22 protein-coding genes are annotated in these 23,139 nt (G+C 53.5%); 11 read left to right on the top strand and 11 right to left on the bottom strand.

Annotated elements, in window-relative coordinates:
• Positions 1–255: 255 nt before the first annotated feature.
• The gene (cas6, locus tag AC0QHF_RS14255) at positions 256–1,383 is read right to left on the bottom strand and encodes a CRISPR-associated endoribonuclease Cas6 (protein WP_324704888.1); all 1,128 of its coding nucleotides are present in this window, start codon (positions 1,381–1,383) and stop codon (positions 256–258) included.
• A 298-nt stretch (positions 1,384–1,681) separates the two neighbouring features.
• Here cas6 and AC0QHF_RS14260 point away from each other — a divergent pair, with 298 nt between their 5' ends.
• The 3 genes from AC0QHF_RS14260 (at position 1,682) to AC0QHF_RS14270 (ending at position 5,113) form a co-directional block, all read left to right on the top strand.
• The gene (locus tag AC0QHF_RS14260) at positions 1,682–3,007 is read left to right on the top strand and encodes a leucine-rich repeat domain-containing protein (protein ID WP_324704889.1); all 1,326 of its coding nucleotides are present in this window, start codon (positions 1,682–1,684) and stop codon (positions 3,005–3,007) included.
• Between the two features lie 141 nt (positions 3,008–3,148).
• Entirely contained in the window at positions 3,149–4,195 is a 1,047-nt protein-coding gene (gene egtD, locus AC0QHF_RS14265) for an L-histidine N(alpha)-methyltransferase (RefSeq protein WP_324704890.1), read from the top strand.
• 357 nt (positions 4,196–4,552) lie between these two features.
• Positions 4,553–5,113, top strand: a complete 561-nt coding sequence (locus AC0QHF_RS14270; protein ID WP_324704891.1) for a TRAP transporter small permease subunit — start codon at positions 4,553–4,555, stop codon at positions 5,111–5,113.
• Between the two features lie 104 nt (positions 5,114–5,217).
• On the opposite strand, the gene AC0QHF_RS14275 is transcribed toward AC0QHF_RS14270, so the two are convergent.
• From AC0QHF_RS14275 to queC, 5 genes are all read right to left on the bottom strand, one after another.
• On the bottom strand, positions 5,218–5,667 hold the full coding sequence (locus tag AC0QHF_RS14275; protein WP_324704892.1) for an NUDIX hydrolase: 450 nt from the start codon (positions 5,665–5,667) through the stop codon (positions 5,218–5,220).
• Between the two features lie 208 nt (positions 5,668–5,875).
• Complete coding sequence (locus AC0QHF_RS14280) at positions 5,876–6,685, bottom strand: SDR family oxidoreductase (protein ID WP_324704893.1); 810 nt, start codon at positions 6,683–6,685, stop codon at positions 5,876–5,878.
• A gap of 2 nt (positions 6,686–6,687) precedes the next feature.
• The gene (gene cobM, locus AC0QHF_RS14285; RefSeq protein WP_324704894.1) at positions 6,688–7,476 is read right to left on the bottom strand and encodes a precorrin-4 C(11)-methyltransferase; all 789 of its coding nucleotides are present in this window, start codon (positions 7,474–7,476) and stop codon (positions 6,688–6,690) included.
• A gap of 193 nt (positions 7,477–7,669) precedes the next feature.
• Positions 7,670–8,428, bottom strand: coding sequence for a twin-arginine translocase subunit TatC (gene tatC, locus AC0QHF_RS14290; RefSeq protein WP_324704909.1), 759 nt, complete (start codon positions 8,426–8,428; stop codon positions 7,670–7,672).
• 905 nt (positions 8,429–9,333) lie between these two features.
• Positions 9,334–10,011 (bottom strand): 7-cyano-7-deazaguanine synthase QueC, encoded by a 678-nt coding sequence (gene queC / locus AC0QHF_RS14295; RefSeq protein WP_324704895.1) that lies wholly within the window; start codon positions 10,009–10,011, stop codon positions 9,334–9,336.
• A gap of 233 nt (positions 10,012–10,244) precedes the next feature.
• On the opposite strand from queC, the gene AC0QHF_RS14300 reads away from it, so the two are divergent.
• The gene (locus tag AC0QHF_RS14300; protein ID WP_324704896.1) at positions 10,245–10,754 is read left to right on the top strand and encodes a potassium channel family protein; all 510 of its coding nucleotides are present in this window, start codon (positions 10,245–10,247) and stop codon (positions 10,752–10,754) included.
• 149 nt (positions 10,755–10,903) lie between these two features.
• Complete coding sequence (locus tag AC0QHF_RS14305; protein WP_324704897.1) at positions 10,904–11,065, top strand: hypothetical protein; 162 nt, start codon at positions 10,904–10,906, stop codon at positions 11,063–11,065.
• A 130-nt stretch (positions 11,066–11,195) separates the two neighbouring features.
• On the opposite strand, the gene AC0QHF_RS14310 is transcribed toward AC0QHF_RS14305, so the two are convergent.
• Positions 11,196–13,940 (bottom strand): CBS domain-containing protein, encoded by a 2,745-nt coding sequence (locus AC0QHF_RS14310; RefSeq protein WP_324704898.1) that lies wholly within the window; start codon positions 13,938–13,940, stop codon positions 11,196–11,198.
• A gap of 396 nt (positions 13,941–14,336) precedes the next feature.
• On the opposite strand from AC0QHF_RS14310, the gene AC0QHF_RS14315 reads away from it, so the two are divergent.
• Positions 14,337–15,074 (top strand): hypothetical protein, encoded by a 738-nt coding sequence (locus AC0QHF_RS14315; protein ID WP_324704899.1) that lies wholly within the window; start codon positions 14,337–14,339, stop codon positions 15,072–15,074.
• A 91-nt stretch (positions 15,075–15,165) separates the two neighbouring features.
• Here AC0QHF_RS14315 and AC0QHF_RS14320 read toward each other — a convergent pair whose 3' ends face one another.
• Entirely contained in the window at positions 15,166–15,423 is a 258-nt protein-coding gene (locus tag AC0QHF_RS14320) for a hypothetical protein (RefSeq protein WP_324704900.1), read from the bottom strand.
• Positions 15,424–15,568: 145 nt separating this feature from the next.
• On the opposite strand from AC0QHF_RS14320, the gene AC0QHF_RS14325 reads away from it, so the two are divergent.
• A complete protein-coding gene (locus AC0QHF_RS14325; protein WP_324704901.1) occupies positions 15,569–16,975 on the top strand; it encodes a hypothetical protein in 1,407 nt (468 codons plus the stop codon).
• A 146-nt stretch (positions 16,976–17,121) separates the two neighbouring features.
• Positions 17,122–17,487 (top strand): hypothetical protein, encoded by a 366-nt coding sequence (locus tag AC0QHF_RS14330; RefSeq protein ID WP_324704902.1) that lies wholly within the window; start codon positions 17,122–17,124, stop codon positions 17,485–17,487.
• Between the two features lie 93 nt (positions 17,488–17,580).
• Here the strand turns inward: AC0QHF_RS14330 and AC0QHF_RS14335 are convergent, their stop codons facing one another.
• A complete protein-coding gene (locus tag AC0QHF_RS14335; protein WP_375341431.1) occupies positions 17,581–18,777 on the bottom strand; it encodes a GNAT family N-acetyltransferase in 1,197 nt (398 codons plus the stop codon).
• A 69-nt stretch (positions 18,778–18,846) separates the two neighbouring features.
• A complete protein-coding gene (locus tag AC0QHF_RS14340) occupies positions 18,847–19,536 on the bottom strand; it encodes a RibD family protein (protein WP_324704904.1) in 690 nt (229 codons plus the stop codon).
• 53 nt (positions 19,537–19,589) lie between these two features.
• On the opposite strand from AC0QHF_RS14340, the gene AC0QHF_RS14345 reads away from it, so the two are divergent.
• Together AC0QHF_RS14345 and AC0QHF_RS14350 are read left to right on the top strand one after the other, a co-directional pair.
• Complete coding sequence (locus AC0QHF_RS14345) at positions 19,590–20,456, top strand: alpha/beta hydrolase (protein ID WP_324704905.1); 867 nt, start codon at positions 19,590–19,592, stop codon at positions 20,454–20,456.
• A 272-nt stretch (positions 20,457–20,728) separates the two neighbouring features.
• A complete protein-coding gene (locus AC0QHF_RS14350) occupies positions 20,729–20,899 on the top strand; it encodes a hypothetical protein (RefSeq protein WP_324704906.1) in 171 nt (56 codons plus the stop codon).
• 127 nt (positions 20,900–21,026) lie between these two features.
• On the opposite strand, the gene AC0QHF_RS14355 is transcribed toward AC0QHF_RS14350, so the two are convergent.
• On the bottom strand, positions 21,027–22,079 hold the full coding sequence (locus tag AC0QHF_RS14355; RefSeq protein WP_324704907.1) for a Fe(3+) ABC transporter substrate-binding protein: 1,053 nt from the start codon (positions 22,077–22,079) through the stop codon (positions 21,027–21,029).
• A gap of 352 nt (positions 22,080–22,431) precedes the next feature.
• Between AC0QHF_RS14355 and AC0QHF_RS14360 the strand changes: the two genes are divergently transcribed.
• A complete protein-coding gene (locus AC0QHF_RS14360) occupies positions 22,432–22,986 on the top strand; it encodes a Uma2 family endonuclease (protein WP_324704908.1) in 555 nt (184 codons plus the stop codon).
• Positions 22,987–23,139 lie beyond the last annotated feature (153 nt).

Raw genomic sequence — 23,139 nt, forward strand, 5'->3', positions numbered from 1 at the left:
TGTCTTGCTCTCTGCGAGACAGAGTAACAGGTTAGGGCTAGAAAGCCCCGTCGCTGTCTTCGCGGGGATTGGTTACACGATCATATCAGAATTGGGGTGTGGGGTGTGCTCGGTGGGGTGTGGGGAATTTTAGTAGGGGCCCCTGGCTTGCGCCCTGATTTTAGATTCTTCCCCTCCGCTTCCTCTGCCTCCTCCGCTTCCTCTGCCTCCTCCGCCTCCTCTGCCCCCGACTCCCTAATACCGACTCCCGACTCCCTATTTCAACGCACGGCGAGCGAGTTTGGCGTAGGTTTTGACGGTTTCGTAGGGCATTTCTAAATCGATCGCGATCGCTTGTAGGGATTCGCCCAACTCCCGGCGGGCGAGGATTGTGGCCCAGGTTTCCGCCACGTCGGCGGCGCGGTTGCCGCCGGTTCGGCGCCGCTGGGAGAGGAAGATTGCGGTGAGTTCGGAGATGCGATCGGCTAACATTTGTTGGATGGTGGGGGGGGACTGCACGTCCTGCAATTGCCAGCCGAAGCGAGTTTGTCCGAGTCCGAAGGTGGTTTTGTGTCCGGTGCCGCAGTAGGGGGCGAGTCGCCCGAGGGCGTAGAATAGCTGTTTTTGCCCTTCCGCGTCGCCTTGGAAGTCCGATCGCCGTTTGTGAGAAATTCCCAGTTCGATGGCCCCCGTGAACCCCGTCACCATGCCCCGCTTGCCGGCGGCGACTTTGACGGATTCGAGGCGGTGGCGTTGGATGACGACGAATTCATCGACCCATTCTAAGAATAGATCCCGATCGCTGGGAAGGTCGGAAAAATCGTTCCAGCGGCGCAAATAGCTGTGAAATAAATTGATGGGGAGAGGGAGGGGCAGGTGGTGTCCCTTGTGGCGGAAGCTGGTGGGGGAGGTGAAACTCAATTTCAAATTGGCGGATTTGGGGGCGGGTTCCTCCCACAGTTGGCGGTAAGTCGTCGGTTCCAGGGCAACCCGACAGTTGCGAATTTCCAAGGGGGCGTTCCGCAATTCCACCCGGCGGGGGAGGTTGTGCACCCAACCGTCCAGCCACTCCACCAGGGGGCTAGACAGGGCGACGATCGACCAGCGGTAGGAGCGATCGCCCTGCAATTGTACTTCTTTTCCCGAGGCCGATAAAGGGCCGTCGAGGGCGGAAATGGTGAAGGGTTTTTCCGACTGTCCGTCGTGGAGATATTGGGAGAGTTCCGGGTTGGTGTCCCGCACTTGGTCCAGAAACCAGGCGTGGAGTCCGACGGTATATTGGGCGTAGAGGGTGCGATCGACGCCGGGGACGAGTTCAAATTCCAACCCCACCAGTTCGGTGTCTGAGGGCCAGTCGGGAAGGTTAAAAGGGCGTTTGCGGGGGTGTTTTGAGGTCGGAGTCATAGCCGAGATCGTGACATCGATTCCGCTCCATTTTAATCCCCCGATGGGGAAGTTGTTGCGATGCCAGCGCCTCCGACTGGGGCTAAAGCCCAACAACGGATTTTGCGACGTTTTTTTGAAGACAATAAATTGAACCAATAAAAGGGCATTTTAAAAAATATAAATTGCGAATCATCTATTTGACTACGTTTCCATTTCAGCCGATCGCCCTTGTCGGTTATAATCAGAGAACCCGTGCCAATTGTAAATGATATTGGAGCGATCGCAAATGGCGAAAAATTGTTTCCCAGAAAAATCAATGCGTTTGATCGCCGGTTGCTTCTGCGGCGCGAGTTTGTGGGGTTGTTCGCAACTCGATCGCCTGACGGGAATAACCGACGCTCCCGAACCGACATCCCAGCCGCCTCAACAGCTTCGGGACTATCGCACATTTGAAGATTGGTGTTTGAATCGAGAGAGTTTGGGTGCGGAAGCGAAACGGACTGTCGAAGTCTTATTGCGGGAATCGACCGTTCAAGATTGCGGTTTGGCGGAACAAAAATTATCGGGGCAAATGACCCTCGACCTCAGCAGCAGTCAAATCACCGATCTGACTCCTTTAATTTCCCTGCCCCAACTGACGGAACTCGACCTCGGCGACAACCAAATTCGGGATTTAACCCAACTGGCAATTTTGACCGATCTGACCGATCTAAATTTGGAAAAAAATGCGATCGCCGACCTGACCCCCCTCGCCGAATTGACCAACTTAAACGAACTGATATTATCTAAAAATGAAATATCTGAACTGACGCCGCTGGAAACTTTGATCCGCCTGCAAACATTGAAACTGGACGGAAATGCGATCGCGGATCTTTCGCCCCTTTCCGAACTGTGGGGATTGACGGAACTCGATCTGAGCGACAATCAAATTGGCGACCTCACACCCCTGGAAGGGTTAGAAGAACTGAATCAACTGAACCTGTCCAATAATGCGATCGCCGATTTGAGTCCGCTATCGGGAATCAAAACCTTAAATCTCCTCAATCTCAATACCAATCAAATCGAAAATCTCGCCCCCCTGTCCAATCTGACCGGTTTAGAAGTGCTGGATTTGGACGGAAACGCGATCGCGGATCTGTCGCCCCTCGCCGCTCTCGCCGACCTCCAAAACCTCAGCCTCAGCGACAACCAGATCGCCGACCTCAAACCATTAGAAAATCTCAAAAATCTCGATAACTTGCAACTGCGGAGCAATCAAATCAGCGAACTCGCACCCCTCGCCCAGTTGACTAACTTGAGCGACGACCTCAATTTGATTGATAACAAAATTACGGATCTCGAACCCCTGGCGCAGTTGAAAACTTTGAGAACATTGGGGTTGGGAAAAAATGAAATTGAAGCGATCGCGCCCTTATCAGAATTGAATAACTTGCAAATTCTCTACCTCGGCGACAATCAGATCGAAGATGTCGAACCCCTCGCCAATTTGACACAATTGCAAGAATTAAACCTCTGGAACAATCAGATCGAAAAAATTGAACCATTATCCAATTTAGAAAATTTGACCTACCTCGGATTGCAAGAAAATCCCATCGAAAATAAAGTCTGCCCCGTCGATCCCCCCTCAGTGTGCCAATTTTGAGGCAGACCATCCCTCCTTGGACAGAAATGGCGACAGATTGCAGATATTGTCGGTTGAGCCGTCAAACGGTATGGGAAAATACAAAACGGGAGCGGCTGAGTGGCTGTTTTTGTCCCATTGCTGTATCTGGCTCAGATGTAAATGCAAACTTCAAACCCTCTGACTTCAACCGAAACGGGCGATCGCTCGTTGTTAAAGCAACGGCTCCGGATCGATCGCCTGGTCGGTGATACAGAGCGACAAGACACCGAACCCGTCTTTGGGAGCGATGTGATCGAGGGGTTGACCCGTCACCCCAAAACCCTGTCCCCGAAATACTTCTACGACGATCGCGGTTCGCTTTTGTTTGAAAAAATCTGCGAACTGCCCGAATATTACCCCACCCGCACGGAAACGGCAATTTTACGGGAATACGCGCCCGAAATCGCCCGACTGACCGGACCGTGCGAACTGGTGGAGCTCGGCAGCGGCAGTTCCACCAAAACCCGCATTTTGCTGGACGCCTACCAAAGTTTGGGATATCCCCTGCGCTACCTCCCCATCGACATCAGCGGCGGCATTCTGGAAAGTAGCGCTTACGAACTGATGGAGGATTACCCCTCCCTCCAGGTTCATGGCATGGTCGCCACCTACGAACTGGCCCTGCAAAACCTCGAACCCGCTCCCCTTCCCACCCGCGCCATCGGCTTTTTGGGCAGCACCTTGGGCAATATGACCCCGCCGGAGTGCGATCGCTTTTTCTCCCAAATTACCGGCGCCCTTTTGCCGCGAGAATACTTTTTATTGGGGATTGACCTGCACAAGTCCACCCCCGTTTTGGAAGCCGCCTACAACGACGCACAGGAAGTGACGGCGGCATTCAATTTGAATATGCTGCGCCACCTCAACCGCAAGTTTGAGGGCAATTTTGACATCAAAGAATTTGAACACCTGGCTTTTTACAATCTCGAAGACCACCAGATCGAGATGCACCTGCGGAGTATGCGATCGCAGACCGTCGAACTCAAAAAACTCGGCCTGACCGTCGATTTCGCCGCCGGGGAAACGATCCGAACCGAAATTTCTCGGAAATTTGACTTGGACGCGATGCGGGATTATCTTAATTCCAAAGGTTTGACGCCCGTTCAATCCTGGACCGATCCCCAAAATTGGTTCGGCTTGATTCTCTGTCAGTCGTCCGCCAATTAGAATCCCCCCCAACCCCCATCCCCCCCAGCCCCCCTTTGTAAGGGGGGAGAAGGGGGGAGAAGGGGGGAGGTAGGGGGGAGAATCAATTCAAAGTCCCCCTTTTGAAGGGGGATTTAGGGGGATTTTCACGTCGCGATCGCACTCGGAATCATCCCCCCCAGCCCCCCTTTGTAAGGGGGGAGAATTCACTCAAAGTCCCCCTTTCAAAGGGGGATTTAGGGGGATTTTCACGCCGCGATCGCAGTCAGAATCATCCCCCCCAGCCCCCCTTTGTAAGGGGGGAGAATCAATTCAAAGTCCCCCTTTTGAAGGGGGATAATGGGGGATCAAACCTATCCATTCACTCGGAGTATTGCCGTGGAAAAACTGCTGCGCCTGTCGAGAATAATCGATCGCCTAAATGAATACCTGGGCCGCTTCATCTACTGGCTGACACTGATTATGATCGGCGTCGGAACCTGGAACGTAATCGGCCGCTATGTGGGCCGCGCGGTGGGGCAGAATTTGAGTTCCAACGCCCTGATCGAAACCCAATGGTATATTTTCGATATCATCTTTTTACTCGGTGCAGCCTACACTTTAAAACACAACGAACACGTCCGGGTTGACGTTCTCCAAAGTCGCTTTAATACCCAACAAAAAGCCTTGGTCGATTTGCTGGGAACGCTGTTATTTTTGATTCCCTTTTGCGCGATGATTATCTTTTACTCTTGGGGTGCGATCGCCAATTCTTGGGCGATTCAAGAAGTGTCCCCGGACCCCGGCGGCTTGCCCCGCTATCCGATCAAAACCTTGATTATCGTTAGTTTTTTCCTATTAATCATCCAGGGCATTTCCGAGGCGATCAAAAACTTTGCAATATTCAAAGGCATCATCCAACCCGACATCGAAGATCTCAGCCGGCGGGCACGAGAGTAATCAAGTCAACAGTCAACAGTCAACAGTCAACAGTCAATGAATAAGGGTTTTCAGCTTTTAGCATAGAACTCAAACCCCACTCCCGACTCCCCACTCCCGACTCCCTATTCCCCAATCCCCCAATTATCCCGGAGAAAATCGAGTATAATCAAACGGTGGGGCTGACCGATCGCCCGCACCATTCCCGCCTGTTTAGAATAGGCTTCCCCGGCGATAATCTCCTCCGGCGAGAACAACCTCATATCCCAACCTTCGTTTAACACCAGGCGATCGCAACTCACCTCCAAAGGGCCGTGAAAAATATTCCGGATCACCTCCGTATTTTCATACCGGTAACTATAGCGATTAAATTCCGATAAAACCGTCGCCTCGTAGCCAATTTCTTCGATCAACTCCCGCCGCATCGCCTCCGCAGGCGTCTCCCCCGGTTCAACGTGCCCGCCGAACATCGCCCAAACGCCGGGATGGGCAATATTGGGGATATCATCCCGCAATTGGAGGAGAATTTTCTCCTCCCGATAAAGAATAGCGATCGCAACTTCTCTGACAATCATGATTTGGGGAATGGGGAATGGGGAATGGGGAATGGGGAATGGGGAATGGGGAATGGGGTGTGGGGTGTGGGGAAGGGAATTGTAGGGGCGAATGGCATTCGCCCTCCTGCTGTTCTGGTGGGGGCAACCGTCTCCGGTTGCCTTGAGATTTCTAGATTTCTGGTTGCCTTGAGATTTCTAGATTTCCGGTTGCCAGCAATTTCCCCCCCTAAAACTTTCGCATCTTGGCAACAATGCGATCGAAATACCAATTGAGTCCCGGCGCCAGGAGGCTGTGAAAGCGGTTCAGCAGGGTCATTTCCAACCCCGGGGCGATCGCGAATTGCCGCTTCTCAATTCCCCGGACGATCGCTTTTGCCACATCCGCCGCCGTCCAAATACCCGCCGTCTCCGTCATTTTTTTGGTTTCCGGGGGTTTCGTCCGGTTCTCCGCCGCCAGTTGGGGCGTGTCCGTGTCGGGGGGGTAGACCACCGAAACATGGATGCCAGCGGGCTTCAATTCGCCCCGCAAGGCCTCCGCCAGACCCCGCAGGGCAAATTTGCTCGGAGCATAGGGCGTGTAGCCGTACAAGCCAATTAAGGCCGCTCCCGAGGCGATCAAAACCAGGGTTCCCCGGCTTCGTTGTCGCATTCGGGGGAGCACCGCCCGCACGCAGTATAGGGCGCCGAAATAGTTCACCGCCATCGTCCGTTCAAAAACCGCGATCGCCACCTCGGAGAAATAACCGGGACGGGCCATCCCCGCCGCCGCGATCAGGATATCCGGCGGACCGAGGCGATCGCAGGCTTTTTCAATTGCCGTTTCCACCTGGGTGCGATCGGCCACATCCGCCACTTCTGTCACAATTTCCCGATCCGGACTCAGCTTTTCCAACGCCGTCGCCGCCTGTCGCAACTTCTCCAGGTCCCGGGCGATCAGGGTGACATTCGCCCCCTCCCGAACCAGCAATTTCGCCGTTTCCAAGCCGATACCGCTCGATCCGCCGGTGACGATGGCGTGTTGCCCCTCAAATTTCATGGTTATTTCGATTTTCGGAACAGGTGGGAATGTTCGGGGTTGTAAAGTCCCGATCGCGCCGTGGCTTCCGTCCCCAAGGCGGGAGAAATAATATACAGCGTCGTCCGGATCAGATCTTCCTCCCGGGTCACTTGGGCCATCTTTTCCAAAGGCACCACCCGAATTTTCTCATCAGGCCACCCCAACCGGTAGCAAATCGCCACCCGCGTTTCCGGGGGATAGTGGGCGATTAACTGTTCCTGGGCTTTTTCCACATGACGGGCACTCAAATACAGGCACAGACTGGCCTGGTGGGCCGCCAAACCCGCCAATTCTTCCCGGGAGGGGACCGATGTCGCCCGCCCGCTGATGCGCGTTAAAATAATCGTCTGCACCAGTTCCGGCACGGTCAATTCCACCTTCAGTTTCGCCGCCGCATCCTGAAAGGCGCTGATGCCGGGGACGATCTCGAAATCCACCCCCGCCTCCGCCAGACGGCGCATCTGTTCGTAAACCGCCCCGTACAGTGTCGGGTCCCCCGAATGCAGGCGCACCACCGATCGCCCATTTTTGACGCGATCGATCATGATCGGGAGAATGTCCTCCAAGGTCCGATTCGCGGTTCTGATAATTTCCGCATCCGGACGCACCCCCCCCAACATCTGGCGGGGTACCAGGGAGTCCGCAAACAGGATCACATCCGCTTGAGTCAAGAGTTTCTGGGCTTTCACCGTCAGCAGGTCTGGATCGCCGGGACCAGCCCCCACAATGTAGACCATCGCTGGCAATGATGCCGGATTTGTGCCATTCATCAGTTCCATCACTCAAAAAATTTTGCAAATTTTCCGCTGCGTTCCGGATGATACCAGACTCTCATGGAACAAAAGAATGGTAGATGCACCCTGGTTGATGCCCTGGAGAGACACTCTCCGGGGCGTTTTTTATGGAATTGCGGAGAATAATTGACAATTGACAATTGATCATTGTGCGATCGCCCACAAAAAACTATTTCCCCATCAGTCGCACGACTCCGACGCCGCCGAAGTATAGAAAGACGACCGCACCCCCGAGGAGACTTTGAGTCAACGGGTCCGTCGAAGGGGTTAAAATAGCCCCCAGGACGGCGGCGGCGAGTACCACATATCGCCAGCCGGAGAACATTTGTTTGGAAGACACGATTCCGAGAATTCCCAATAAAATTAAAATGATGGGAACCTGGAATGCGATCGCCGTTACGAATAGCAGTTTCAGGACAAATTCAAAGTATTCCGCGATCGACCACAGTTGTTCGACGACTTCGGCGCCGTAGCCGATGAAGAATTTGAGTGCGGCGGGAACGATCGCGACATAGGCGAAGATCAAACCGATCAAAAATAGGAATGTGGAACCCAGGAAAATCGGCCCCAGGATACGCCGTTCGCGGCGGGTGAGTCCGGGAAGGACAAATTGGACGATTTGGTAAATAATGAACGGACTCGCCAGGATCAAACCGCTGTATCCGGCAACTTTCAGGGAGACGAAGAAATATTCTCCGGGGGCAAGTTGCAGCATTTTCACGCCTTGGGCCGGAATTTGCAACAGTTTGACGATCGGTTTGACGGCGATGAAACAAAGGACGATGCCGCCGGTGACGGCAATTAATGAGTAAAAAATGCGCTGTCGCAATTCTTCGAGATGATCGAATAGGGACATCTCGACTTCATCGGGAATTTCGTCGAGATCGTCTTCCTCGGATGAGGGAGTTTCGGGTTTCGGGGGCGCGATCGCGGTGGCGGTTCCACCCCCCTGATTGACGGGTAATATCGAATTCGGTTCGAGGTTTTTTCCCGGGGTCGAACCGTTGCCGGAAAAATTCCCTTTGCCGTTTTTTCCGTTGACGATCGCGCCGGAATTCTCTCGATTGACGGCCGGTTCGGATGGGTCAATATCGTCGCGGCGATCGCCCTCCTGTTCCCGAGTTTCGGAAGTCGAAACCGCGTCACTTTCTCGACCGACAGAAGATTCGGGAGTGATGTTATCGACGGTTTCGATATCGGTGCGATCGGTTTCCGTATCCCGAATTTCTATATTCTCAACCGGCTCGGTTTGTGCACTCACAGAAGCGGCGGAATCCTCCGTCTCAACCGTTTTGATATCCGTGCGATCGCTCTCCTGAGTTTGATCTTCTGGGGGACTGTCGGTTTCTGCGGATGCTTCCCCCGCAACTGCCGCTTTCGTCTCCAATTGCGATCGCAACTCCCGATTCTCCCGTTCCGCCTCGGTGAGAAGCTGCTTGAGATGGGTAATTCGCTGATGCAGAATCGTCGCTTCTTCGCACAGCGACTCATAGGCATCGCGATCATTCAATTGTCCAAACTTTTTGACCATAAGACCGACATTCGGGAGAAATTCGCTGAATTGAGATGCCACGCAGGGGAGATGGGTTCGACACCGCCGAACTGCAGGACACAGAATTGCCGGAGATCCCGAGCAAAACTCTTTTTAATTCTATCGTTTCCGAGGGCAAAATCGGGCAATCATCGGCAACTATAGCAATGAGCGATCGCGTGTTTACAGTTTCATTTGGGGCTCGCGCCCGAAACCCTGATTCTTGGTCATTTCACCCGATTCCCGATTCCCTGCGCGTAGCGGCATAAAAGCCCGACAATTTGAGGCAATTATCCCCGCCATCACGATTGGTAGGGAATGGGATCGCTCAACCCCAACGCTTCAAACGCCGCCAGCCTCAACCGGCAGGCATCGCAGACACCGCAGGCTTCCGCTTCGCCGGCGTAACAGGACCAAGTGTGTTCCCAGGGGACGCCCAACTCATTCCCCAATTGGATGATTTCCGTTTTTTTCAGGTGGATGAGGGGGGTGTCGATGGCGATCGCATTGCCTTCCCGCCCTTCCTTGGTCCCCAGGCGGAACACCTCCTGCATGGCGGCGATATAATCGGAGCGGCAGTCGGGATAGCCGGAATAGTCCAGGGCGTTGACCCCAATGTAGACGCGATCGGCCCGAATCGCCTCGGCGTAGGCGAGGGCAAAACTCAGAAAAATGGTGTTGCGGGCCGGAACGTAGGTGATCGGGATGCTCTGGGACATCTCGGCCACGGAGCGATCGCGCGGCAAGTCGATCTGGTTGTCCGTCAACGCCGAACCCCCCCAGCGCGTCAGGTCAAACTGGACGACCTGGTGATCGGCCACTTCCGCCGCCCGGGCAATTTGGGCCGCCGCCTCCAATTCTCGCTGATGGCGCTGTTGATAGTCAAAGGAGAGCGCGTAGCACTCGCAGCCATCCGCTTTCGCCTGATAGAGCACGGTGGAAGAGTCGAGTCCACCGGAGAGTAAAATTACTGCTTTCACGTTTCTCAGCCTTCACACCGACAATACATTCCGTCAGCAATTTTAACAAAAATTCATAAAATGAGCCGCGATTCCCCCGGATGGGCGAAAATTGGCGGGCGATCGCTCCCTGATCGCTACAAGTTTCTTAACAATTACCGCCGACATCCCAATCGCAAAAATACTTCATATTTTCCCGGCAAAAGATTCGCTACACTGAGAATGTAAGGGACGAAAGTTGAGAGGCATTATTCATGTCAGCCATATCTAAACTTCAATACGATCCATCTCGCTGGCTCACCCTTGTCCTAGTCACGATGGCATTTTGGCTGGGCGGTAGCCTGCTGTTAGATTTCGTGATCATGCCGGGAATGTACGTTTCCGGAATGATGGAAGAAACCAGTTTTGCGCCCGCAGGTTCGGTCATTTTTTCGGCATTCAATCATATTGAAATCCTGTGCGCCGCCCTGGGATTGACGGGGATGATGATTTTGGGAAGCACGCTTCCCGAAGGGTTCAGCAGTCGCATTCGCACCCTGACGGCATTATCTTTTATTCTGTTGGCGATCGCACTGCTTTACACCTACAGTCTCACCCCCCAAATGAGCGCCTTGGGTGCCCATCTGAACCTATTTAACCCGGTTGAATCGGTGCCGGCGGGGATGAATCAACTGCACTTCAGCTATCTGAGTCTGGAGACGCTGAAATTCTTCGCGGCGGGTACGATTTTCGCCTGGTGTTATCGGAATCATTTCGCCGACTAGAATGAATCCAGCCATTGGGAATTGCCGAAGGGGAGGGCGTCTGGAAGCCTTCCCCTTTTGGCTGTCAACAGAATTTTGAATCTTTTCCGAAATTCCGAGATCGGAGGGTGTACGATCTGAAATGAGATTCTAGATTGAGGAGATCGAAAATGCCAACCATCCTGCGCGGCTTGATTGCCTTTGAAAAATCGATGCAAATTCTCGCGATCGTCGCGGTGATGCTATTGTGTGGATATCTGGGATGGGAGAATGTCCGGGAGAGTGGCGATCGCGTTTCGGAGGGCGATCGCATTTCCGCGATTTACTCTTGAAGTTAATAGGAGTTAATTGTAGTGGACCGACACACCTGAAACGGTGGGTTACGGCGGATTGATAGATGGCTTTCACAGCATAGGTTGAAGCCGCCTAACCCACCCTACTGGACCGACTGAAGCCCAACAACTAAGCATTCGGATAGCGATCGCAAATCAACCTCTCCGCCTGGGTGCGATCGCGCACAATCCCGTCCAATGTCGCCTCCAACAAGTCATCCAACATCACTTTAAATTGGCGCCCGGGTTTGTATCCTAATTGTTTTAAATCATTCCCGTTTAAAATCGGTTTGGTATTCCACCAACGATTCAAATATTGCCAGATCCCTTTCCGGACTTGACGGGAAGATTGGGCGGCAATTAAAATTAAAAAGGGTAAACTGTAGGGTTCAAACAGCCGATAAAATTGGCTCGGCTTTTGGCATTTTGGTAACGATTCAGAAACCTGATTTTTAGCGGATTCCAAATCTTCCAATCGCCCGATTTCGTCCGAGGACAGTTGCAGTATCTCCGCGACTTCCCGGCGATATTCCGGTTGCAAATAGGCGACCAACACTTCCAGGCGAATTTGCCAGTGGGTGAGCGTCCGTTCCGGATCGAAGCGTTGCAGACAGCGATCGACCGTGCGAATTTGCCGCCACAATTGCTGATTTAATTCCAAGGTCGGATGGATGCAGCGCAGGGCTTTCAATTCCCCCAACAACCGCAGCGCCGGTTTCCAGTAGGGGGCTTGCAAGATGTATTTTAACTCGCTTTTTAACCGAGTTTCCAAAGCCGGAACCCGGGCTGATTTTCGCCCTTTCCGCTGGCGATCGTAGATGCCGCTATTAATCGCATACCGGACATATTCTTTCGTTTGATATTCCAGTTGAAATCCCAGTCGGACGGCGAAGCGGACGGCGCGATAAATGCGGGTCGGATCTTCGATAAAACTGTTGGGATGCAACACCCGAATTTGCCGCAATTCTAAATCCGTGACACCGCCGAAAAAGTCCAACAATTCCCCCGCCCTCGGTTCGGTCAATCGCAGGGCCAAAGCATTGATGGTAAAATCGCGGCGGTAGAGATCCTGGCGGATGGAACTCGCTTCGACTTCCGGGTTCGCCGCCGGATAGGGGTAAAATTCGGTGCGGGCGGTGGCAATATCAATCCACAGGGAATCTAAAACGGGGTGGTTGTGCCAGAGGAGGGCAGCGGTCTGAAATTGGCCGTGCACCTCCATCCGGGCTTCCGGGTAGTCTTGTTGAAGCGATCGCGCCAAGTCCACCGCCGGGGGAGTCGAGTCCCCGTCTTCGTCCTCAGTCCCCGTCGAATGTTGGTAGCAGCCATCCACCACCAGATCGATATCATTGAGCAGCAACGTCTCGTCCGCATCCGCCAAAAGCAAGTCCCGCAGGCCGCCGCCGACGAGATAAATTTGCCAACCCCGTTTTTGGGCGAGTTCGGCGATTTTGTGCAGCAATTCCCACAGCGGGGGGGTGAGGCGGTCCTGCAATAATTCCCGGACGGTGCCGCAGGTGGAACCGGGGATGCAGCCCCGGCGGGGGGGGGTTTGGGGCTGTTGCTGTTGGTAAAGCAGCCGCAGGACATCCGTGCGGGTGACAATTCCCACCAGGTTGCCGTCTTGCAAAACGGGGAGTCTGCCGATATCGTAAGTGACCATCAGCGATTCGATTTCCGGCAGGGTGGTTTCCGGCGCGATCGTCCGCAGTTGGGGGGTCATGTAGCCCTTGACGGGGGCGTGATGGAAGCCGTGGTGGAGGGCGATGTCGATATCGCGGCGAGAAATAATTCCCACCAGTTGATGATGATCATCCAAAATGGACAAACCGGAATGGCCGTAGCGGAGGAGGATGCGGTGGGCCTCCCCGACGGTGGTTTCCGGGCGGATGGTTCGCACCGGAGAGGACATCAACTCCCTTGCCGTGGGGGGTTGGGGAATTTGGGCTTGGAAGCGTTCCACCAGATCTGCGATCGCCTCCCGGGGTTCCACATCCCGCAAAATCGCCGACGCCGCCCGGGGGTGTCCGCCGCCGCCGCAGGGTTCAAATAGGGCGTTGAGGTCGGTTTTTTCGATCCGCGATCGCCCGATGACTGTCAGCCGCATCTCGCCCCCAGACCGCACCCGGTACAGGTTCCCCAGCAGCAGGGCGTCGCTTTCGGTGACATCGAGCAACTCGGACGCCAAGCTGGAGAGTCCGGGGACGTAATCTTCGGTTTCCAGCAACACCCAGGACACCGCGTGGCCCCGGACGGTGGTTTGTTCGAGGCGGTCCAAGGCTTCCGTCAGCAAGTCCTGCAAGGTGGGCGACAATCCCGGTTCGACGTATTCCGCGATCGCCGATAAACTGACATCCCGTTCCATCAGCCCAGCCAGGGCGATCGCATCTCGGGATGTGGAGTGGTCAAAGGTCAGGGACCCCGTATCGACGTGAATTCCCAAAGCCATCACCGTGGCTTCGGCGGGGGTGAGATATCCCAGAAGTTCCGACTCCCGCAGCCGTTCTACAATTAAGGTCGTGCTCGCCCCCACCGCTTCAATGTGAGCGTGAGTGGCGGGGATATCCAGTTCCAGATGGGGGTGGTGGTCGTAGACGACGATTTCCAAATTGGGCAAATCCAGCCATTGGGCCGCTTTTCCGAGGCGATCGCGGTTTTGAGTATCCACCACCGACAATTTCCGAATTTGGGAGGGATTCACCGACCGCCGTTCGATCAGTGGGAACTCGTCCCGGTACAATGCCAAAAAATCCCGCACCGCCGGATGGGCGCCCCCCGTCAGCACGATCCGACTCCCCGGATGCAGGCGGGTCAACCCCACCGCCGCCCCGAGGGCGTCGAAATCTGCGGTCCTGTGGCATAAAATTAAATGCATGATCCTATCGATCTAAAAGAGCGGGTGCGATCGGGTTTGGGGATTTGAACTCAACCCGCGACTATATACGAGGATAGCCGATACCGACTCGAAATCAGTCCGGATCGGGTTTGGAGTGGCGAGAGAGGGAATCGGGAATCGGGAGTCGAGGAGGCAGAGGAGGGCAATCAATTATCAATTATCAATTTTCCCTACACCCCACACCCTACACCCTACACCCTCGCGCAGCGCTATATAGCCGATACCGACTCGACGATCGCCGTCACATTCCCTGCGTCTTCCCGTCACGCGATCGGGTCGGCCAATTCACCGCCTGTGCCAACCCCCATCACTTCGCCGATCCGCAAATTCTGGGATGATAGAACCGTCAACCGAGTTGAGGGGTGAACTGTCACCGTGAAAATCAAATGGCACAGACCGGCTCAAGCAGCAATCTTTCACCGGGTCGAACTCTACCACAAAAATTTCCAAAATCAGGAATATTTGCAGGAATTATTCACCGTCGGTTTGCTGCCCGAAGATGTGGCGGGCCCGTTTCAAATTACCCCATTGAATTCGCGACTTCTGCCCCATTCGATATCGGACTGGCAGGGTTCTTCTGCAAATCACTTAAATCTGATCGATATTCACCTCGACCTTTTGGATATTCTGGACGCCGCCCAAGATCCCCATGAAAGTCGGCAAGCGTTGCAGAACCTGGGGACGCTCCCCATTGGACTGCGGTATCAACTCGCCCAAAATTCGAGTACGCCGGTGCGGGTTCAAAGCGCACTATTGAAAGATAAAATTATTGAAGTTCGGCTGGCCGCGGCCTTATCTTTACTGTCGCAGCCCGAAGGGTTCGCGATCGTCCAAAAACATTATATAAAAACGGCTCCCCCCGCCCTCCGCGTTTTGCTCCTCCTCCACTCCCAAACCTCCCCCCAGTTGCTCACTCAAATGGCGAAATATTGTGCGTCGGACTGGCTGGCCCGATACGCGATCGCCCGCCACCGCAACACCCCACGACAAGTCCGCCACGCCCTAAAAAACGACACCCATCATTTGGTTCGGAGTATTGCCAAAGCTCGTTCCCGACAAGAAGAAGAATTGACCCATCAGATTCATTCGTCAGAGGTTGAAAAGCGGGCTTGAACACTTTTTTTAGTCCGACAATTTCCCAGATATCTCCTCCGTGTCCTCCGTGTCTCTGTGGTTTTATACTTCGAGAAATGACCGCAAAAACTTACAGAGAAGTTTGACTGTCCGGGGCAATTTCCACGCCGCCCTGTTGCACCATCCGCTGGCGATCGGTGATCAGATCGTTCAAATTTTTAAAATCCTTGAGTCCGATCTCCTGGCAAGCTTGCTTCAAGTTGCTTTGGAACGCTTCGATATCGTCTCCGTATCCGCAATTACTCGCCGCCCGTTCCAGTCCTTGGGGGGCGCTGGACTTGGCGCAATCAATTAATTCGGTTCCTCGCAAAGCTTTCCTATTTGTCATATTTATCACTTCCAATTTTTGGCTATATTGGTACGAATCCAGTTTAGCCTATCAACTCCCGCTCCAATCATCATCTCTCTTTGGGGGGATATCAAGGGGCGATCGCGCGGAGGACAATGTAAAATGTAGAAGATCTCTCGATACCATGTCAGCAAGTTCCCAACCCTCACGAATGCACGTCCAACCCTCATCGCGGTGGACGGGGTGGAATAAATTTGTGGCGATCGTTGCTGCGATCAACCTAATTTTAGTTTTATTCAATCTCAGTTACATTCCCCTCCGGAATACTTATATCCGCCATTTTCCCGCGATCGTCCGCCTCTACGATCCCGTCAAATCCATCCAACCCCACCCCGACACTACCCGCTATCTCAATACCGTCGATGCCTTGAAAATGGAAGTGGCAAAATCGGGACTCGCTTCCCCGTCCGTCGATCCCATTTTCATATCCCTGCGAAATCAAAGTGAAGATTTGCTGGTCGAAAATCCCTTCAGCATCTCCGGCCAATTTTCCACCTTCGCGACACTGCAAAAGCGGATGGAATATCGCCTCGAAACTTCCTCGACGAAACGGGCCTTTGATCAATTTTGGAGTCGGCCCTACCTTGGGGATGTGGGCTGGACGGATGCCATCTCCTTTTTCGATGAAAAGATTCGTCCTTTGATGGCGGTCAGCTATTACCGAGATTTCGACGAAAATGGCGTTCCCATCGATTACTTTTGGCGAATCGACCTGGCTTTTATTATTTTATTTGCGATCGATTTCGCGGTCAAGACCCTGAGAATGTCCTGGCGACACCCGGGGATGAATTGGTGGGGGGCGATGCTGCGGCGATCGTATGATATCCCCCTGTTTCTCCCCTTTTGGCGGTGGCTGCGGGTAGTCCCCGTTTTCGTCCGACTCCACCGGTCAAAAATTATCGATTTGGAAGACATTCTCGCCGCCATCACCCACGAACCGGCGGCCTATTTAGCCGATCGCGTTTCGGTCTTTTTGGTCGTCCGACTCCTCAACCAAACCCAGGATGCGGTGAACAGCGGCGAACTCGCCCGAGCTCTCCTCGCCCCCCCCGACGCCAGTCCGGAAGCCAACAAAATCGATCGCATCCTCGACCGCATCATCCAACTCTCCCTCTACAACGTTTTACCCCAAGTTCAACCCGACTTGGAAACCCTCCTCCACTACAGCCTCAAAGAATCCTTGAAACAGTCCGATTTCTATCAGACTTTTCAGAACATCCCGGGACTCGAAAGCCTGCCGTCCAGCACCATCGAAAATCTAGCCGATTATTTGTCCCACGCCACTTATACCGTTTTGATCAACTCCTATTCCGATGTGGTCGGGCGGGAACTGTTCGATCGCCTCAGCCAGCATTTTGGTGAAGCCCTGAAACGGGAACTCCGACAAAAATCCAACCAATCCGAACTGCAAGGGTTGATCTCCGACATATTGGAAGAATTGAAACTCAACTACGTTCAAAAGTCCGACGAACAAGATCCGGAATTGACGATGGAAGAAGCCGAAACAATTCGCCATCAAGCCAAACATTGATCGAGCCGAACGTGGCGAGAGTGAATTAATGAAAATTGGCGATCAACGTGGCCAGCCGAAATTTAAACTCTCCCCTAGGGTAGATGAGAAGCCGGCGATCAATTGAGTATAAATGGAGAGAATGTCAAATACTTTGATTCAAAAACATGAGCATTTCTACCCTTAAAGAACAATCTCTAATTTCCTTCCAGAAGTTGTTGAAACTTGCCATTGTTCTTTGTCTCGGCATCGTCTGGTTCCTGTCGAGTTTAACCCCGGCACTGGCGGCGAACAGCAGCCCGACTGAAGCCGAAGCATCCCTCAATCAAATTCAGCAAGAAGCCAAGAAAACAGCCGAATCCGACGAACCGCGTTCCCTCAATACCATGCTGCGGAAGACTGAAGGGGACGGACTCAACGCCGTCCAGGGCAGTGCGGACAAGGAAAAAATGAAGAATCCGGAAAACTCCGAAAATCTTGAAACCGTGACCGAAATGGTAGATAAAAAACTGAAAAATGTCTTCGGTAACTAATTAAAATACAGGCGATTTATACCTGTAAAAAATATCAAAAAAGGGCGCAAGACTTGCGCCCTTTGTGATGGTGCGCCTCCGGGGAATTTGAGGTTATTTTTCAACCTCAGTTTGAGTATCAATTCGGAACGGTAAATCCTGATTAACGTAATCAATTTCCTGCCGTTCCATATCATTGATGCGATCAATATAAGAGCGCAAAATTTTGGCAAGCCGGCCGTCATAAAAACGGTGCAGGCTGTAGTTGGGGCGGGCGGGGAATCCCCGGCGTTTTTTGTGTCGCCCTCCCGCCCCCGGATCGAAGCTGTTGACCCCGTTGGCGATCGCCCATTCGATGGGGGAATAATAGCAGGCGTTGAAGTGCAAACAGTCGATATCCTGGACGCTTCCCCAATAGCGGCCGTAGAGGCGATCGCCCTTCGTCAGACAGAACGACATCCCCACCGGTTCGCGATCGTCGGACTCGCTGTAAGCCGCCACAAAAACCACCCGGTGGCGGTAGTCGTGGTGCAACTGTTCAAAAAACTTTCGGGTCAAATACTTACTCCCCCACCACCCGAATTTATCGCAGGTACTCGCATAAAAATCGTACATCAGCGAAAACATCGACTTGGGAATTTCATCCCCCGTCAGCGTCCGCATTTCCAAGCCCACTTTCCCCAATGCCTTCCGCTCCCGCTTGATATTTCGTCGCTGATTGGCATTGAAATCTTTCAAATAATCGTCGAAGGTATCGTAACCCTGATTGTGCCAGATGTAACTGTGGTGCAGCCAGGGCGTAAACCCCTGCTTTTCCATCCGAGCCTGCCACTCCGGATCGACGTAAAGAAAATTGCAGCCGGAGATTTTATTGTCGATGCAGAAGCGATCGATTTCGTGCACCATCAACGCCGTCAATTCATCTTCATCCTCCTCCGGCGCCACCAAAAATCGATATCCCTCGGCGGGGGTAAACGGCGACATTCCCAACAGTTTCGGATAATATTCGATGCCCAACTGATAGGCCAAATCCGCCCACTGGTGATCGAACACGAACTCGCCCCGGCTGTGACCTTTGACGTACAGCGGCGCCGCGGCCACCAGTTGAGAATCCCGCCAGACGGTGAGGTGATGCGGCATCCAACCTGCCCGCGCCGTGGCACTCCCGGAAGCCTCCAAATTGTGCAGCCAGTCCCACTCGAAAAAGGGCGTTGTCAGGGGTTGGGCCAGAGCTTCCCACTCGGACTTCGGAACTTCGGAAACCTGCTCGATCCAGGCGACGGAATAGGGGGATGGAGTCGGATTCACCATGTTTTTAAAAAGACGCATTCTGAAAACCTTGGGTAGTTGAATCGGCCTTGACCGAGCATTGTAACGATTTTATGAGGTGGATTTCACGCGGTAGTGCAGGAACACCTCATCTTCGACCCGTTCGAGATCCAGCAATTCCAGGCGGGGGGCCAGATCGGACAAAAATCCCGTCCCGCCGACGGGGGAGGGCGACGCCGTGCCCCCCAAAATCAGGGGACAGACGGTGAGCCACAATTCATCGATCGCACCCATTTCCGCCAAGGACCCGACCAACTGGCCCCCGCCGAGCACCGCCACCCGCTCCAAACCCAATTCGGCGAGTTGCCGCAACCCGTCAGACTCGGCGATCGCACCTCCGGCATCCGACGCGACGATCACGCGATCGAAATAGCCGCCATCCTGCCATCGCCGCCCCCCCGCCGCCGTCGTCAGCAACCACCGGGGAACCGGTTGTTTAAAAAATTTTAACGCCCGGTCGATATCCCCCGAAGCCGAGCAGAGGACCTGGACCGGCTGGGGGGGTTTTCCATTTTTTTCCCGATCGCGCCATAATTCGGAGGAAGAAACCCTGAATGTCGTTCCGTAAGCCGCCAGGGTCCCGTTCCCGAACAGCACGCCGTCGGCCCGGGCGACCTGTCGTTCCAGGTGGGCGCGATCGGCCGTAGACCCGAACCGGGCGGGCGATCGCGAGCGGTCGGCGATCTTGCCGTCGGCACTCATCGCTAGAATAACGGTGGTGTGAGGTCGGATTGTTGGCATCGTTTTTTTAGCTCTCTCGGGTCCTTCTACAAATTGCCATCGGATGTGATGCGATGATTTTATTCTTACAACAGGCCATCTTAATCCTGGGCGGCATCGCCATCCTCGTCTACGTTCTGATTTGCCTCGGTTTGCGGCTCTGGCAAACTCGGCTGATCTTTTTCCCCTGCCGCACTATTCAAAATACTCCGGATTCCTTCAATTTGCCCTACGAAAATGTTTGGCTGACCTTCCCGAATCCCAAATCCAAGCCCGATCAGATTCACGGCTGGTGGATTCCGGGAAGCGCCGATCGCGTCATTTTGGACCTGCACGGCAACGGCAGCAACGTCGGCGGCAATGTGGGCTACGCCAAGCAATTTCACGATCTGGGATATTCGGTTTTTTTGATCGACTATCGCGGATACGGCCAAAGCTGCGATCGCTTCCCCTGCGAAAAACGGGTCTATGAAGATGCGGAGTTGGCTTGGAAGTATTTGGTCTGCGATCGCCAAATTCCCCCTCAAAATATCATCCTATTCGGCCACTCCCTCGGCGGCGCGATCGCCATCGAACTCGCCACCCGACATCCCGAAGTCGCCGGTTTGATCGTGGAAAGCTCCTTTACCTCCATCCGCGAGATGGTCACGGTCAAGAAAAAATACCGGATGTTTCCGGTGGATTGGTTGTTGCATCAAAAATTCGACTCCCTCTCCAAAGTTCCCCAGTTGAAAATGCCGATTTTATTCACCCACGGCACCACCGATTGTATGGTTCCCGCCTGGATGAGCGAGGTACTCTTCGCCGCCTCACCAGAGCCCAAACAGCTTTTGATAGTTCCCGATGCCGATCACATCCACGTCCGCGAGGTGGGCGGCGATCGCTATCAGGAAACGATCGCACGATTTCTGGAAAATATTTCATCGCGATCAAAAAAATAGTCCGAGTTTGGTGTATACTCTAAGAGGGTTATGTCGAGTCACAAAATTGACGGAATCGCACCCTCTCCCCCGCCCGTCGAGTTGGAAAATTTGTCGAAATTCCTGAGTAGAAATACTCAACCGATTTCCCCACAATTGAATCGATTGAGATGATTTATCAGATTGACAAGTTATTCAAAACCTCGAACCGTTGTTTTTTCGGCTCGGGGCTGTAATAATGGTTGAAAAAATATCGACAGCCAACTCGATAATGTAACTAGGAGGATGCGACCGTGGATAACCCCGTCGCCTACGGACTTTTCTTGGCACTGATCAACGGTGCAATTTGTATTTCGATTCCCGCCTTGGTGGCCTACACCCAGCGCAAGGACGAATCCCGAGACGTGGAAACCGAGGCCACCGCGATCGAATCGGGAGAACTCCTATCACAGGAAGCCAATTAGGAGGCAAAATTTCTCTTCACCGATGATGAATAATCGAACCTCGAACTCGGATGATATAGAATCCTGCGAAGTTGGGGGATAACCTGAGAACCCCTATGTTCCCGGGTTATCCCTCTCGTTTAAGGGCTTATTTCCAGCCCGCCCGGTCCATAATTTGAATCGCCTGGGAATTTAAGCGACCGTAAGTCGCCACATTCACCGGATCGCTTTTGAAGGTTCCATACTGCGCCAACGCTGGAGAAACCGGAACCCCCGACACCACCGGATATTCATTATTTCCGAAAGAAAAGATTTTTTGGGCTTCGGGTGTGACCAGATATTCCAAAAATGCGATCGCCCCCGCTTGATTGGGCGCGTTGCGGACAACTCCCGCGCCGCTGATATTAATGTGAGTGCCGCGATCGCGCTGGTTCGGGAAAAACATCCCCACATTGCGGGCGACAGCCTGATCCGCCGGATCGTTGGAACTAGCCAGACGGGCAAGGTAGTAACTATTCGCGATCGCCACATCGCCCATACCCGCCGCCACCGCCTTGATCTGGGCCGTATCATTTCCCTCCGGCGGTCTGGCAAAGTTCGCCACCAACCCCTGAACCCATTTTTGGGCAGTATCCGCCCCCTTCGTTTCGATCATCCCCGCGATCAAGGACTGGTTGTAGATATTATTGGAGGAACGAATTAACACCTTTCCCTTCCACGCCGGAGTCCCCAGAGCCTCGTAGGTGGACAGTTGCGCCGGGTTCACCTTCCCCCGATTGTACATGATCACCCGTGCCCGCTTGGAGAGCCCGAACCAATGCCCCCCCGGATCGCGCAGGTTGGCGGGAATGGCACTATTCAACGTCGCCGACGAGACGGGTTGAAACAGTCCCTCCGTCTGAGCCCGCCACAAATTCCCCGCATCCACCGTGATCAGCACATCGGCGGGGCTGTTGGCACCTTCGCTCTTGATCCGTTCCACCAATTGGGCGGCATCCCCCTCGATCAGGTTGATCTTGATGCCCGTTTTTTGGGTGAACCCTTCATACAATTGATTGTCAGTATCGTAGTGGCGGGAAGAGTAAAGATTCAGTACCCTCGCATCCGCCATCCCGCGGCGGGGCTTCCCCAACTCACCCGCGACAACGGCCGCCATCGCCGTCCCGTAAGCCAAAAAAAGGCGTCTTGTCAGTTTGCTCATTTCGTTCTCGTTCTGCTTCTGATGGAATCAAGGGCGATCGCACGCCCTCAGTCCGCGGCCCGAACTCGGGTCGCAATTAAGAATAAGTTGCAGTTCAGAATCCTAACACGGACGGGGCAACTTATTGCAAGTCAATCTTATTTGCGATGCCACATACCCGGAGCCACAGCCCCGGGGCGGCGAGATATTGTTGGGCTTGGACTCCATTGCAAAGATTGCCGAGAAACCGGGTTTCTATTTAATCATAAAAGTGGTGAATTGAAAATGATTGGGATATAATAAAATAGTTAGTCCTGCCCCAGACACAGCCTATCAATCATTTAAAATTGCTCAAATCGTTCGGGTAAAAAACATGGTACTCTCAACCGTAAAATGGAGTTTAGACGATTATCATCAGATGATAAAAACGGGCTTGCTGGTGGATCGTCCCGTAGAATTATTAGCCGGAGAAATTGTCAAAATGCCCCCAGAAGGAGAACCCCATGCCTTTTTCAGTCGCGCAGCAGGAGCTTATCTGACTCGCATTTTAGGCGATCGCGCTCTCGTCAGTCCGGCCAAACCCATCACCCTCCCCAACGACTCGGAACCGGAACCAGACATCGCCATTGTCGCCCCCCTCGGCCGAGAATACCTGAGCCATCACCCCTACCCAGAAAATATCTTTTGGGTGATCGAATATGCAAGCAGCAGCCTAGAGAAAGATTCCACGGTTAAATACCATATTTATGCCGAAGCCGGCATCCCAGAATATTGGCTGGTGAATTTACAAACCGGAGAATTAATTATCCACCGCGACCCCAGAGGACGGGAATACGGCTCCAAAATCACCCTGACCTCCGGAGAAGTTTCTCCCCTGGCTTTTCCCGATCTCACCATCCCCGTTGACGCCATTATTTCAGCTTTGTAGGCGAATATCCGGGCAATTTTTATCAGGTCAACGGTGGCAGCGATCGCGCGATCGCACTTTTGCTATAATCGGAATGCTCCTGGCAGAGGCGATGAGTCAGTCAAATTTGGGCAACCCTTCAACGATTCAGTAATGTTGCGTAGGGTGCGTTCC

This window comes from Lyngbya sp. CCY1209 (assembly GCF_055795065.1).

What these genes read in the sequence shown, in the direction of transcription:
- AC0QHF_RS14320 (WP_324704900.1), bottom strand. Translation starts at nt 15,423, where the DNA reads ATGACAAATAGGAAAGCTTTGCGAGGAACCGAATTAATTGATTGCGCC.
- AC0QHF_RS14280 (WP_324704893.1), bottom strand. Translation starts at nt 6,685, where the DNA reads ATGAAATTTGAGGGGCAACACGCCATCGTCACCGGCGGATCGAGCGGT.
- AC0QHF_RS14335 (WP_375341431.1), bottom strand. Translation starts at nt 18,777, where the DNA reads ATGGTGAATCCGACTCCATCCCCCTATTCCGTCGCCTGGATCGAGCAG.
- AC0QHF_RS14360 (WP_324704908.1), top strand. Translation starts at nt 22,432, where the DNA reads ATGGTACTCTCAACCGTAAAATGGAGTTTAGACGATTATCATCAGATG.
- egtD (WP_324704890.1), top strand. Translation starts at nt 3,149, where the DNA reads ATGCAAACTTCAAACCCTCTGACTTCAACCGAAACGGGCGATCGCTCG.
- AC0QHF_RS14260 (WP_324704889.1), top strand. Translation starts at nt 1,682, where the DNA reads ATGCGTTTGATCGCCGGTTGCTTCTGCGGCGCGAGTTTGTGGGGTTGT.
- AC0QHF_RS14305 (WP_324704897.1), top strand. Translation starts at nt 10,904, where the DNA reads ATGCCAACCATCCTGCGCGGCTTGATTGCCTTTGAAAAATCGATGCAA.
- cobM (WP_324704894.1), bottom strand. Translation starts at nt 7,476, where the DNA reads ATGAATGGCACAAATCCGGCATCATTGCCAGCGATGGTCTACATTGTG.
- AC0QHF_RS14310 (WP_324704898.1), bottom strand. Translation starts at nt 13,940, where the DNA reads ATGCATTTAATTTTATGCCACAGGACCGCAGATTTCGACGCCCTCGGG.
- AC0QHF_RS14345 (WP_324704905.1), top strand. Translation starts at nt 19,590, where the DNA reads ATGATTTTATTCTTACAACAGGCCATCTTAATCCTGGGCGGCATCGCC.
- AC0QHF_RS14355 (WP_324704907.1), bottom strand. Translation starts at nt 22,079, where the DNA reads ATGAGCAAACTGACAAGACGCCTTTTTTTGGCTTACGGGACGGCGATG.
- AC0QHF_RS14275 (WP_324704892.1), bottom strand. Translation starts at nt 5,667, where the DNA reads ATGATTGTCAGAGAAGTTGCGATCGCTATTCTTTATCGGGAGGAGAAA.
- AC0QHF_RS14340 (WP_324704904.1), bottom strand. Translation starts at nt 19,536, where the DNA reads ATGCCAACAATCCGACCTCACACCACCGTTATTCTAGCGATGAGTGCC.
- AC0QHF_RS14300 (WP_324704896.1), top strand. Translation starts at nt 10,245, where the DNA reads ATGTCAGCCATATCTAAACTTCAATACGATCCATCTCGCTGGCTCACC.
- cas6 (WP_324704888.1), bottom strand. Translation starts at nt 1,383, where the DNA reads ATGACTCCGACCTCAAAACACCCCCGCAAACGCCCTTTTAACCTTCCC.
- AC0QHF_RS14325 (WP_324704901.1), top strand. Translation starts at nt 15,569, where the DNA reads ATGTCAGCAAGTTCCCAACCCTCACGAATGCACGTCCAACCCTCATCG.
- AC0QHF_RS14330 (WP_324704902.1), top strand. Translation starts at nt 17,122, where the DNA reads ATGAGCATTTCTACCCTTAAAGAACAATCTCTAATTTCCTTCCAGAAG.